This is a genomic window from Halorubrum sp. SD626R, assembly GCF_001261915.1.
In the GTDB taxonomy this organism is placed as follows: Archaea; Halobacteriota; Halobacteria; order Halobacteriales; family Haloferacaceae; genus Halorubrum.
Genome location: NZ_CVRT01000136.1, coordinates 1 through 11,078, shown reverse-complemented (window position 1 = coordinate 11,078; position 11,078 = coordinate 1). Strand labels below are relative to the sequence as shown.

Annotated in this window: 12 protein-coding genes and 1 pseudogene; 8 read left to right on the top strand and 5 right to left on the bottom strand. The window is 68.9% G+C overall.

All coding sequences use genetic code 11. The features are described from left to right. Window positions 1-302, bottom strand: a pseudogene (locus SD626R_RS13400) (5-formyltetrahydrofolate cyclo-ligase); the annotation flags it as partial. A 157-nt stretch (window positions 303-459) separates the two neighbouring features. Here SD626R_RS13400 and SD626R_RS13395 point away from each other — a divergent pair. The 5 genes from SD626R_RS13395 to SD626R_RS13375 all read left to right on the top strand — a co-directional run bounded on the left by SD626R_RS13395 (window position 460) and on the right by SD626R_RS13375 (window position 6,873). Further along, on the top strand, window positions 460-1,059 hold the full coding sequence (locus tag SD626R_RS13395) for a GNAT family N-acetyltransferase (protein WP_092566841.1): 600 nt from the start codon (window positions 460-462) through the stop codon (window positions 1,057-1,059). A 170-nt stretch (window positions 1,060-1,229) separates the two neighbouring features. Further along, a complete protein-coding gene (locus SD626R_RS13390; RefSeq protein WP_092566840.1) occupies window positions 1,230-2,285 on the top strand; it encodes a PAS domain-containing sensor histidine kinase in 1,056 nt (351 codons plus the stop codon). 28 nt (window positions 2,286-2,313) lie between these two features. Beyond that, window positions 2,314-4,758, top strand: a complete 2,445-nt coding sequence (locus SD626R_RS13385; protein WP_092566839.1) for a DEAD/DEAH box helicase — start codon at window positions 2,314-2,316, stop codon at window positions 4,756-4,758. 37 nt (window positions 4,759-4,795) lie between these two features. Continuing rightward, window positions 4,796-5,242, top strand: a complete 447-nt coding sequence (locus SD626R_RS13380) for a phosphate-starvation-inducible PsiE family protein (protein ID WP_092566838.1) — start codon at window positions 4,796-4,798, stop codon at window positions 5,240-5,242. Between the two features lie 95 nt (window positions 5,243-5,337). Next, window positions 5,338-6,873: a cryptochrome/photolyase family protein gene (locus tag SD626R_RS13375; RefSeq protein WP_092566837.1), complete on the top strand. Its 1,536-nt coding sequence runs from the start codon at window positions 5,338-5,340 to the stop codon at window positions 6,871-6,873. Between the two features lie 421 nt (window positions 6,874-7,294). On the opposite strand, the gene mvaD is transcribed toward SD626R_RS13375, so the two are convergent. The 3 genes from mvaD to SD626R_RS13360 all read right to left on the bottom strand — a co-directional run bounded on the left by mvaD (window position 7,295) and on the right by SD626R_RS13360 (window position 8,997). Then, complete coding sequence (gene mvaD, locus SD626R_RS13370) at window positions 7,295-8,293, bottom strand: phosphomevalonate decarboxylase MvaD (protein WP_092566836.1); 999 nt, start codon at window positions 8,291-8,293, stop codon at window positions 7,295-7,297. Window positions 8,294-8,365: 72 nt separating this feature from the next. Next, window positions 8,366-8,758 carry a PIN domain-containing protein gene (locus SD626R_RS13365; protein ID WP_092566835.1) on the bottom strand — a complete coding sequence of 131 codons (393 nt, stop codon included), beginning with the start codon at window positions 8,756-8,758 and terminating at the stop codon, window positions 8,366-8,368. Continuing rightward, window positions 8,755-8,997: an antitoxin VapB family protein gene (locus SD626R_RS13360; RefSeq protein ID WP_092566834.1), complete on the bottom strand. Its 243-nt coding sequence runs from the start codon at window positions 8,995-8,997 to the stop codon at window positions 8,755-8,757. The genes SD626R_RS13365 and SD626R_RS13360 overlap by 4 nt, the downstream gene beginning before the upstream one ends. A 133-nt stretch (window positions 8,998-9,130) precedes the next feature. On the opposite strand from SD626R_RS13360, the gene SD626R_RS13355 reads away from it, so the two are divergent. Next, window positions 9,131-9,472 (top strand): 2Fe-2S iron-sulfur cluster-binding protein, encoded by a 342-nt coding sequence (locus SD626R_RS13355; RefSeq protein WP_092566833.1) that lies wholly within the window; start codon window positions 9,131-9,133, stop codon window positions 9,470-9,472. Window positions 9,473-9,498: 26 nt separating this feature from the next. Here SD626R_RS13355 and SD626R_RS13350 read toward each other — a convergent pair whose 3' ends face one another. Then, window positions 9,499-9,843 carry an ASCH domain-containing protein gene (locus tag SD626R_RS13350; protein WP_092566832.1) on the bottom strand — a complete coding sequence of 115 codons (345 nt, stop codon included), beginning with the start codon at window positions 9,841-9,843 and terminating at the stop codon, window positions 9,499-9,501. A gap of 194 nt (window positions 9,844-10,037) precedes the next feature. Between SD626R_RS13350 and pyrB the strand changes: the two genes are divergently transcribed. Both pyrB and SD626R_RS13340 read left to right on the top strand, forming a co-directional pair. Next, window positions 10,038-10,979: an aspartate carbamoyltransferase gene (gene pyrB, locus SD626R_RS13345; RefSeq protein ID WP_092566831.1), complete on the top strand. Its 942-nt coding sequence runs from the start codon at window positions 10,038-10,040 to the stop codon at window positions 10,977-10,979. Continuing rightward, window positions 10,976-11,078, top strand: a 103-nt coding sequence (locus SD626R_RS13340) for an aspartate carbamoyltransferase regulatory subunit (protein WP_176697330.1), incomplete at its 3' end; no start/stop codon positions are given. The genes pyrB and SD626R_RS13340, both read left to right, overlap by 4 nt.

Here is an 11,078-nt window from a genome sequence, read left to right as displayed (position 1 = left end):
CCGACGGCGAGGTCGTCGGGGTCGATCCGGAGGAACGGATCCGGGTCACGCAGCCGCGGCTGTGCGACGTAGAGCGTCTTTCCGGCCCGGAGCGCGGCCCGCCGAACCGGGAGTTGCGGCGCGTCGGGGTTACACTTCAGCGTGCGAGCGGCCGCCCACTCCGGCGTCGCAGTCAGCCGCTCGCACGCCGCATCCGCGCCCGCGAAGTTCGGAATCCGATCGTGCGGCGGAAACGGGAACCGGGCCTGGTCGCCCTCGTCGAACGCGTCCCAGACGGCCTCTCGGACGGCCTGCTTGTCCATATCTGAGCGTACGCCGGGAGCGGCATATACGCGGCGCTGCCGAGCGTCGCTCTCGCGGCCGTCGCTTCGTCTCGTTCTGCATCGATTCTGTGTCTGTATTCTCACGACGTGAAACTCGGTTCGGCCCTATACCTCCTTGCGGCGTGAACGCACAGCCATGACCACCGAATCCACCGACGCCGTCTGTGCGGGCTGGGACGGGAGCGAGTGCGAGGGGACGGTCCACTGTCCGCCGCGCTGTCCGCGGTTCGTGGACAAGCGGGGCGCGCGCTGGACGATCCGCCCGGCCGTCTCGGAAGACCTCGCACCGCTCGCCGAGATGTACGAGGGGTTCGGCCGCGAGGACCGCGCGCAGGGGCTGCCGCCGGTGGTTCGACGCCAGCGCGCGGAGTGGATCGAGTCGATGCTCGCGGAGGGGAACAACGTCGTCGCCGAGCGCGGCGGCGAGGTGCTCGGCCATGCGATGTACACGCCGACCGACGCGGACGTGCCCGAACTCGCCGTCTTCGTCCACCCCACGGCGCAGGACCGCGGGATCGGGACGGAGCTCTGTCGGCACGTGATCGCGAACGCCGCGGCGGCCGACCGCGACGCCATCGAACTCCACGTCGAGGCCGGAAACCGGATCGCCCGTAGCGTCTACCGCTCCGTCGGGTTCCGGATCGCCGAGCGGCGCGGCGATCTGCGGATGGAACTCTCGCTCGACGACCCGGTGGCGACTGCGGTTCGGCTGCCGCCGATAGCGCGTGAGAGATAGGCCGGCCAACGAGCCGGGAGCAGCGCCCGTACCGTGGATGGGGAACTATATTTAACATGTATTATTGTCTGGATTATCAATTAAATAGACTGAATACTGTTATGTTAGGCGCTCTAGACGACTGTATCTGGAATGGTAGTGTATATCCGATCCGTCGCGCAATCCGTGTTATGAGCCGTCCTACCAGCGTTCGTCTCCCCGAGATATTCGACGATCTGAACGTCGGTATCAATCTCCACGATACGGACGGCGGACGAATTCTCGACGCGAACACCCGACTCGCCGAGCTGTACGGGTACTCGGTGGCCGAACTCCGGTCGATGAGCGTCGGAGACTACACGGCACCGTCGACGCGATTCACACAGGAGGAGGCGTCTCGCAGGATCGCTCGCGCCGCGGCGGGCGATCCGCAGTCGTTCGCGTGGCAGATAGCGCGCTCGAACGGCGAACTGCGCTGGATCCACGTCAGCCTCAACGCGACCACAATCGACGGGGTTGCGTGCGTCCTCTCGGAGGTGCAAGACGTCACCGAGTATCGGGCTCGCGAGCGTCGACTGCGGCTTCTCAGTCGGATCGTTCGTCACAACCTCCGGAACAAGACAAATGTTCTCATGGGATACGCCGATCGGGTTCAACGAGCCGTCGAAGACGATACGCTCGAGAGAGAGGTTCAGACCATTCTGGACATCAGTACCGAAGTAGGGGGACTGAGCGACTCTGTCAAGCAGATCGAACGGATCGCCGAACCGGACGCGACGGAGCGGTCTCCGACCGACCTTCGGAGCGTTTCCCGCTCAGTTATCGACGACGTGACCGCGGAGTATCCCGACGCCGACGTTTCACTCGAAGCACCGACGGAGATATGGGCCATCGCGGACGAGGGTATCCGCTACGCGCTGGAGCATGCCGTCCGGAACGCGATCAAGCACAACGACCGCGGCGTGCCGACGGTGACGCTCTCGGTCGGCTCCTGTGACGAAACGGGCCACGGGGTCGTTCGTGTCGCCGATTACGGGCCCGCGATCCCGGACGTGGAGATCGAGGTACTCAACGAGGACGTCGAGACCAGCAGCACGTACCACGGAGCAGGCGTGGGACTGTGGGTGATGCAGTGGTGCGTCGATTCGCTGGGCGGCGAACTCTCGTTCTCGGAGAACTCCCCGCGAGGCAACGTGGTCACTATCTCTCTTCCCAGGGGCGAAGTCCCAGACGACCGCAACGGTTAGGCGTTCCCGAACCGTTACTTCCGTAACCGTGGACGACGCCGTCGAGTGGCTGCGCGACCGACCGTTCTACGAGGGACAGATCGCGGAGCACCGCCGCCTCCCCGCCCGCGACCCCGAGTTCGCCGACGTCGACCTCGCGCCCCGGATGGCCGACGCGCTCTCGAAGGCGGGGATCGACCGCCTCTACCGCCACCAGGCCGACGCGATCGAGACGGTCCGCGACGGCGACGACGTCGTGCTCGCCACCGAGACCGCGAGCGGCAAGTCGCTCGCGTACACCGTCCCCGCCTTCGAGGCCGCGATGGACCACGGGGGACGGACCCTCTATATCGGGCCTCAGAACGCGCTGATCGCGGACCAGGAGGAGAGCCTGAGCGACCTCGCTCACGGCCTCGGCTTCGGGAGCGGCGTCTCCGTCGAGTCGTACACGGGCCGGCTCTCGCGGTCGGAGAAGCGAGAGGTCCGCGACCGCGAGCCGACCGTGCTCCTCTCGAACCCGGACATGCTCCACTACGCGCTGCTCCCGTACGCCGGGCGGCTGTGGGAGTGGTTCTTCTCGTCGCTGGAGCACGTCGTGATCGACGAGGTCCACAGCTACCGCGGCGTGTTCGGCTCGCAGGTCGCGCTGACCCTGCGCCGGCTCGCGCGGACCTGCGAGCGGTTCGGATCGAGCCCGCGGTTCGTCTGCTGCTCGGCGACGATCAACAACCCCGTCGAACACGCCGCGGCGGTGACCGGCCGCGACCCGGACGGGATCGCCCTGGTCGACGAGGACGCGTCGGGACGGGGCCCGCGCGACTGGGTGCTGTGGAACCCGCCGGAGTACGACGACGACTGGCAGGAGCGCGGGAGCGGCCGCCGGAAGTCGAGTCACACGGAGAGCAAACGGCTGTTCGTCGACCTCGTCACGGCCGGCGCGCAGACGCTGGCGTTCACGCGGGCGCGACAGACCGCGGAGCAGTACGCGACCGATAGCGCGAGCGACCTCCGCGAGCGCGGCGAGCGCGACCTCGCATCGAAGATCGGCGCCTACCAGGCCGCCCTGACGGACGAGCGCCGCCGGGAGATCGAGGCCGACCTCCACTCGGGGGAGCTCCGGGGCGTCTGGTCGACGAGCGCGCTGGAGCTCGGCGTCGATGTCGGCGGACTCGACGCCGTGATACTGGACGGCTACCCCGGCACGCGGATGTCGGCGTACCAGCGCGCGGGACGGGCCGGTCGCGGCGACGACCCCGCCCTCGTCGTGATGGTCGGCGGGGAGGACCAGCTCGACCAGTACCTGATGACCAACCCCGCCGACTTCTTCGAGGCGCCGCCGGAGGACGCGATCTGCGACCCCGAGAACGCCGAGCTGCTCCCCGGCCACGTCGCCTGCGCGGCCGACGAGAGCTGGCTCTCGCCCGAGGACGAGCGCTTCTTTGGCGACCCGTTCCCGGGCATCGTGGGGGACCTCACTGACGATGGCGTCCTCGATCGGCGGGAGACCGCCGACGGGCTGCGGTGGACGCACGCCGGGTCGTCGAGCCCGCAGCAGGCCGTGAGCCTCCGGACCGTCGGCGACCGCGAGGTCGACCTGATCGACTCCTCCCGGAGCGAGACGGTCGCCTCGCTCGGCTTCGGCGACGCCCTCCGCGACGCGCACCCCGGCGCCATCTACCACCAGCAGGGGCGCACCTACGAGGTGACGTCGCTGGACCTCGACCGCGACGTCGCCGAGCTGCAGTCCTCATGGGCCGACTACTACACGCAGCCGCTCACGGAGAAGGATATCGTCGTGAACGAGGACCTCGCGGAGCGGGAGCTCGACGCGCGCTCAGACGTCCCGGTCCGCTTCGCTGACGTGACCGTCACGGAACGGATTACGGGCTTCGTCCGCAAGGACGCCAAGACCGGCGAGTCGCTCGGGGAGTCGACGCTCGACCTCCCGGAGACGACGCTGCGGACGAAGGCCCTGTACTTCCCGGTGCCGGCCGACCTGGAGTCGGAGATGCGGGCGATCGGCGCCGGCGACGGCAACGAGGGAGAAGGAGGCAACGACGCGGAGACGGCGACCGACGGCGGTGAGAGGGAAAGAGCGGAGCCCGCGCCGGACGGCGAGTACGCCTTCAACGGCGGGATCCACGCCGCCGAGCACGGGATCATCTCGCTGTTCCCGTTCCACCTGCTCTGCGACCGCGCCGACGTTGGCGGCATCTCGACGCCGTACCACCCCCACACAGACGCGCCCGCGGTGTTCGTCTACGACGGCTACCCCGGCGGGGTGGGACTCACCCGTCGGGGGCACGAGCGAATCGAGGAGCTGATGGCTCGCACCGCCCGACTCATCGACGGCTGCGACTGCGAGGGCGGCTGTCCGGCCTGCGTCCAGTCGCCCCACTGCGGCAACGCCAACGACCCGCTCGCGAAGGCGCCGGCAGTCCGCCTGTTGGAGGCGCTGACGGGCGATGGGAACGGGAGAACGGACGACCGATAGGCGCAAACGACTTGCCGCCCCCGCGCGAGCACGACGTATGGCGTTCGACCTCGACGACGCGACGGAGCCGGCCGCGGTGGCGATGGAGTGGCTGGTGCTCGGGGCGGCGTACTTCCTGCTCCTGCTCTTTCTCATCGGCGTGTTCGACCTGTTCCTGTCGCTGTACCGGCTCCTCATCGCCGGGAACTTCACCGACCCCAACGAGGTCGTCGGTCTCCTCGACAGCGTGCTCCTCCTGTTGATCATCGTCGAGGTCCACCGGACGCTGCTGGCGTACGCCAAGGGGGAACCCGTCCTCCGGATCGTCGTCAGCGCCGCCATCATCGCCATCGCCCGGCGAGCGATCAGCTTCCGACTGGAGGATTACGGCTCGGGCGGGGAGACGGTCCTCGCGGCGGTCTCGATCGCGGTCCTCGTGCTCGCGCTCACGCTCGGATACTTCCTCCTCGATCGGGTGGACGTGCCCGGCAGGCCGGAGCTGTGAGTGGGGTGGGGCCGTGAGTCGATCGGATGGAACGGCGACGGCACCGCCTCGACCGCCGCCGGTGGTTTCACGGTCCTCCCACCCGTGGCGATCGCATGGAGCTGTTCTGGCACCGGCGGGACCTCAGGCTCACCGACAACGTCGGGCTCGCGGCCGCCGCCGACCGAGGCGCGGTCGCGGGCGTCTTCGTCTTCGACGACGACGTGCTCGCGCACGCGAGCGACGTGCGAGTCCGCCGCCTGCTCGACGGGCTCGCGGCGCTGCGAGACGACTACCGCGACCGCGGCGGCGACCTCCTCGTCGCCCGCGGCGACCCGGCGACCGTCCTCCCCGAGCTGGCCGACGCGCTCGACGCCGACCGCGTCGTCTGGAACCGGGACTACTCCGGACTCGCGCGCGAGCGCGACGCCGAGGTCCGGAGAGCGCTCGACGAGGCCGGAATCGAGCGCGAGGCACACCACGACGCGGTGTTACACACGCCGGACTCGATCCGGACGAACGCCGGCGACCCGTACTCGGTGTACACCTACTACTGGCGGAAGTGGACTGACCGCGAGAAAGATCCGCCCGCGCCGACGCCCGAGGCGGGCGACCTCGTCGACGCCGACGCGCTGGCGGCAGCAGTTGAGAGCGACGACGGCGCCCTCGCCGACGGCGGCGCCGCGACCGACCCCGTCGCAGTCGGCGACTTGCCCGCGCCGGACGACGTCGGCTTCGCGGAGCCCGACGCCGACGTCGGCCCGGCCGGAACCGAGGCCGCCCGGGAGCGGCTCGACGCGTTCCTCGACGCGGCGGTGTTCTCCTACGACGCGGAGCGCGACTACCCCGCCCGGGAGGCGACCTCGCGGATGTCGGCGTTCCTGAAGTACGGCGAGATCGGGGTCCGCGAGGCGTACGAGGCGACGGAGGAGGCGATGGCCGCGGCGGAGGAGCGGGTCGCGAGCGGTAACGGGGCGGCGGGCGAGGGAGGCGACGCCGAGGACGAGGACGGTCCCGTCGCCGCGGTCGAGGAGTACCAGCAGCAGCTCGCGTGGCGGGAGTTCTACACGCAGGTGTTGTACCACAACCCGGAGGTCGTCGCCGAGAACTACAAAGAGTACGAGGAGGAGATCGAGTGGCGCGACGACCCCGAGGAGATCGCGGCGTGGAAGCGCGGCGAGACGGGGTACCCGATCGTCGACGCCGGGATGCGCCAGCTCCGCGAGGAGGCCTTCATGCACAACCGCGTGCGGATGATCGTCGCCTCCTTCCTCACGAAGGACCTCCTCGCCGACTGGCGACACGGTTACGAGCACTTCCGGGAGCGGCTGGCCGATCACGACACCGCCAACGACAACGGCGGGTGGCAGTGGGCGGCCTCCACGGGGACCGACGCCCAGCCCTACTTCCGCATCTTCAACCCGATGACGCAGGGGGAGCGATACGACCCCGAGGCGGAGTACATCACAGAGTACGTCCCCGAACTCCGGGGGCTCGACGCCGACCTGATCCACGGGTGGCACGAACTCTCGCCGACCCAGCGCGCGAACGCGGCGCCCGGCTATCCGGCGCCGATCGTCGACCACTCGGAGCGGCGGGAGGACGCGCTGGCGATGTACAAGCGAGCGCGCGGTGAAGATCCGGAGGAATAGGCGTACAACAGTCGAGTCGACCTTTCTGTCGAGACGAACCGTTCAGAAGTCCCAGCCGCCCGTATATACACACGTCAGCGGACCGACGGTGAACACCTCAAAAGCCCCAGCCGCGGGGCGGCCGCACGCTCGCTGTCGTTCAAGACGGCTTCGGCGTCTCGTGATGACAAAACGGCGCAGCCGTTTCGAACCACGCGCTTCAGTTGCTCACTTCGTTCGCTCCTTCCAGTGCTTACGTCGCCTGCGGCCGCCCCGCGGCTGCCCCTTTGAGTCCCGCCCTCCCGCCACGCACCGCAGCCTCGAACCTCCCCAGCCTCGTCGACCGCCCTCCGCGTTGCTCCGGGCGCCCGACTCCCTCGCGCGTGCGGTTCGCGGCCTGTCGACCGCTCACCGGCACGCGCCACCGCACCGCTGACCTGATTTAAAACAGCGCCTCGCTCTCGTCGAGGACGTGCGCCGGGCCGCCGACCTCCCAGACGTCGGTGTCGATGCCGATCTCCGCGATCCGGCTCTCGACCTCGTCGACGTGGTCCGCGAGCGTGTTCACGTACACCGAGGCGCCGGTGTCCGTCGAGAAGTAGACGGGAACGCCCTCCTCCCGGAGTTCGCGGACCGCGTTGAACACCGCGATCGTCTCGGGCTGCCAGTATACCCAGCCCGCGGGCCCGGTCATCGTGGTCGCCGTCAGCGAGAGCGAGTCGTGCTCGGCGGTCTCGAAGATCCGCTCGAAGTCGCCCTCTCGGAGCGCGTCGGTCATCTCGACCAGCTGGTCCTGGACGTGCGCGGTCCGGGCCTGCATCATGTGACTCGCGGCGGCCTCGCGGTGCGCCTCCTCCGTCTCCTTATACGCCGGAACGTGCGCGGCGACGATCCGGAGGTCCGCCTCGGGGTCGAACCCGCCCGTGCCGGTGCCCACGTCGAGCCGGTGGGAGCGACAGTCCGCGTCGTTCAGCCCGGCGTCGAGCCGGGAGTAGGCGCCCGTCACCGAGCGCGCCGCGGAGGAGGAGCCGCGGCGGGCGACGGTGGAGACCTCCGGGAGCGAGAGGTCGAGCCCCGCGGCCTCGACGAGGGCGAGCGCGGCGGCCGCGAAGCCCGACGACGAGGAGCCGAAGCCGATGTTCGACGGGAAGGAGTTCTCGCTCTCCAGCCGGACCGCGGCGTCGACCCCGGCCAGCTCGCGGACGTGGTCGACGACCATGTCGATGCGCTCGGCGGCGCGCCCGTCGACTTCCTCGCCGCCGATCACGTAGGCGTCCTCGCTCGCGTCGGGCCGCCACTCGACGGTCGTCGTCGTCGCGGTCGGGGCGGTACAGAGGCTGATGCTGTCGTGGTACGGGAGCCGGAGCTCCGGATCGCGCATCCCGTGGTACTTGACGAGCCCCTGGATCGGGTGGGCTCGCGCGGTGGCCTTGCCGGTCATGTCTCGGGAAGCGTCCGGCGGGGGATTAGTCGTTGCGATAGGTGGGAGGGAACTGGCAGTGCTGACGGGGATTCAGTACGTCTCGACGTCGAGACCGTCGATGCGCTCGAAGTGTTCGTGATTACGAGTTACGACGGGCTCGTCATTCAACAACGCGGTCGCTCCGATGATGCAGTCTTCCCTGTCGATCTCCTCACCCCGAGCACGGAGCGAGCCGGAAATCTTTCCGGCCTTTCGCATCACGGCCTCGTCGGCGACGACCGCGTGGCGCGTGTCGAGCACGTCGAGGATCGCCCGTCGACGCTCCTCTGGGGCGTTCAACTGCGGGACCGCTTCGTACAGTTCGAGCACCGTTATCAGGGAGACCTTTTCGGGTCGGATCTCGCGCTCGATGAGATCGAGGTATCGGATCGCGTCCTCGTCGTCGTGTAGAACGTCGATGATGAACGTCGTGTCCTCGATCATTTGTCGGTCCGCACGTCCGAATCGAGGCGTTCGCGCCGATCGCGAGAACGGGATCGCCCCTCGCTGACGAGGGATTCGAGCTCGTCGGCCTCCTCCTCCGAGAGAATCCCGGCGACCTCGGTCCACGACCGTTCGCCGGCGATCCGCTTGACCACGTCGGAAAACGACTCTCCCTCTCGCTTGTGCGATTTAAGCCGCTCGTAGGCTTCCTCGTCGAGCGAGATCGTTTTCGTCGGCATCACAATACACAGTTGCGTGTGTATATTTATAAATGTCAGCGACGTTTTCGATCTCGTTCGTCCGCTTCCGTCCCCGCGACGGCGACGCGATCGAGGGGAACCACTTTTGACCGGTCGGCGGGTACTCCGCGCCATGACAGAGTACACCGTCGAGTTCGTCGGCACCGGCGAGACGATCGAGGTGGCCGACACGGAGACGGTCCTCAGCTCTTGCATCGAGAAGGGGATCGCCCAGGAGTACTCCTGCCGCGTCGGGATGTGTCTCGCCTGCTCCGCAGAGATCGTCGAGGGCGAGGTGACGCAGCCGGCCGCCCGCGGACTCACCGACGAGGAGGCCGAGGAGTACGCGCTCACCTGTATGGCCCGGCCGCAGTCCGACCTGAAACTCGACCGCGGGAAGTACCCGCCGAGCATCGAGGACGACGCGGCGACCGCCGCGGGAGGGGGGGACGGCGCGGCCGCGGACGACGACTAAGCCGCGGTCCTCCCGCTACGCGGCCCCTACCCCTCGACGCGCTCGAACCGGTGTCGCACCACGTCTGCGTCGTCGTCCCAGTCGAAGCTCCCGCCGTGCGCGCGGACCATGCGCTCCTTGTACGCCGAAAGCGACGGCGACCCCTCCCGCTTCGCGTCGGCGTCGGTCATGTCGCCGAGGGTGCGCTCGGTGACTTCGGTGAGTTCGAAGATCACGCCGTCGATCTCGAAGGTGTCGCCTTCCTCGCCGTACTGATTCCCGCGGTGGAGCTGGGTGACGTCGCCGTCGAGCGCGCTCCGTTTCACGCGGTCGTTCGGGAGCAGGTCGGCCGGGTCGTTCTCGGTCGAGTCCGTCGAATCGCTTTCGGACATACCCGTCGGTTGGGACCGAATCGGGTTATAACCGCGGACGGGGGAACCGCGCGGAGCGCCGGGCGGCCCGCGATATCGCCCGGTCCTGCTGCGAATCTCGAAGCCGTCGCTCCCGGGGATCACCACGGACGTGGACACCGATGTCGCCGGCGGAGCCGAGGGATTCAAGACCGTGCCAATCCCCTTCTCCGACGATGCGTCAGGACCACCTCATCACCGCGACGCAGCTCTCGCGGGGTGACATCGAGGCGGTGCTCGACCGGGCGCGGGAGGTCGCCGACGAGCCCGCCGCCTTCGCGGACCGGCACGCCGGGCGCGTGCTCGCGCTCTGCTTCTTCGAGCCGAGCACGCGCACCCGGATGAGCTTCGACAGCGCGGCCAAGCGCCTCGGCATGGACACCGTCGGCATGGGCGACGTCGACTCCTCGTCGGTGTCGAAGGGGGAGTCGCTCTCGGACACCGTCCGCGTCATCGAGGGGTACGCCGACGCCCTCGTGCTCCGTCACCCCAGCGAGGGCGCCGCGACGCTGGCCGCGGAGCGCGTCGACGTCCCCGTGGTCAACGCGGGCGACGGCGCCGGCCAACACCCCTCACAGACCCTCCTCGACCTCCACACGATCCGGGAGAACCATGGGCTGGAGGACCTCACGGTCGGGATCATGGGCGACCTGAAGTACGGCCGCACGGTCCACTCGCTGGCCGCGGCCCTGACGGAGTTCGACGCCAACCAGCACTTCATCAGCCCGGAGTCGCTGCGGCTCCCGCGCTCGGTCCGGTTCGACCTCCACGAGACCGGCGCGCAGGTGCGAGAGCACACCGATCTGGAGGCGGTGCTCGGCGAGCTCGACGTGCTGTACGTCACTCGGATCCAGAAGGAGCGGTTCCCCGACGAGAACGAGTACCACCGCGTCGCCGGCGAGTACCGGATCGACGCCGAGACGCTCGACGACGCCGCCGACGACCTCACCGTGATGCACCCGCTCCCGCGCGTCGACGAGATCGCGCCCGATGTCGACGAGACGGATCACGCGCGGTACTTCGAGCAGGCCCACAACGGGATCCCGGTGCGGATGGCGCTGCTCGACGCGCTCATGGAGAACGCCGAGGCGGCCGAGGGGATGGAGGCCGACCGATGAGCGACCACGAGCTCCGCGTCTCGAAGATCCGCGACGGCACCGTGATCGACCACGTCGAGGGCGGGCAGGCGCTCAACGTGCTCGCCATCCTCGGCATCG

What these genes read in the sequence shown, in the direction of transcription:
- mvaD (WP_092566836.1), bottom strand. Translation starts at nt 8,293, where the DNA reads ATGACCGGCAAGGCCACCGCGCGAGCCCACCCGATCCAGGGGCTCGTC.
- pyrB (WP_092566831.1), top strand. Translation starts at nt 10,038, where the DNA reads ATGCGTCAGGACCACCTCATCACCGCGACGCAGCTCTCGCGGGGTGAC.
- SD626R_RS13390 (WP_092566840.1), top strand. Translation starts at nt 1,230, where the DNA reads ATGAGCCGTCCTACCAGCGTTCGTCTCCCCGAGATATTCGACGATCTG.
- SD626R_RS13355 (WP_092566833.1), top strand. Translation starts at nt 9,131, where the DNA reads ATGACAGAGTACACCGTCGAGTTCGTCGGCACCGGCGAGACGATCGAG.
- SD626R_RS13375 (WP_092566837.1), top strand. Translation starts at nt 5,338, where the DNA reads ATGGAGCTGTTCTGGCACCGGCGGGACCTCAGGCTCACCGACAACGTC.
- SD626R_RS13395 (WP_092566841.1), top strand. Translation starts at nt 460, where the DNA reads ATGACCACCGAATCCACCGACGCCGTCTGTGCGGGCTGGGACGGGAGC.
- SD626R_RS13365 (WP_092566835.1), bottom strand. Translation starts at nt 8,758, where the DNA reads ATGATCGAGGACACGACGTTCATCATCGACGTTCTACACGACGACGAG.
- SD626R_RS13360 (WP_092566834.1), bottom strand. Translation starts at nt 8,997, where the DNA reads ATGCCGACGAAAACGATCTCGCTCGACGAGGAAGCCTACGAGCGGCTT.
- SD626R_RS13350 (WP_092566832.1), bottom strand. Translation starts at nt 9,843, where the DNA reads ATGTCCGAAAGCGATTCGACGGACTCGACCGAGAACGACCCGGCCGAC.
- SD626R_RS13380 (WP_092566838.1), top strand. Translation starts at nt 4,796, where the DNA reads ATGGCGTTCGACCTCGACGACGCGACGGAGCCGGCCGCGGTGGCGATG.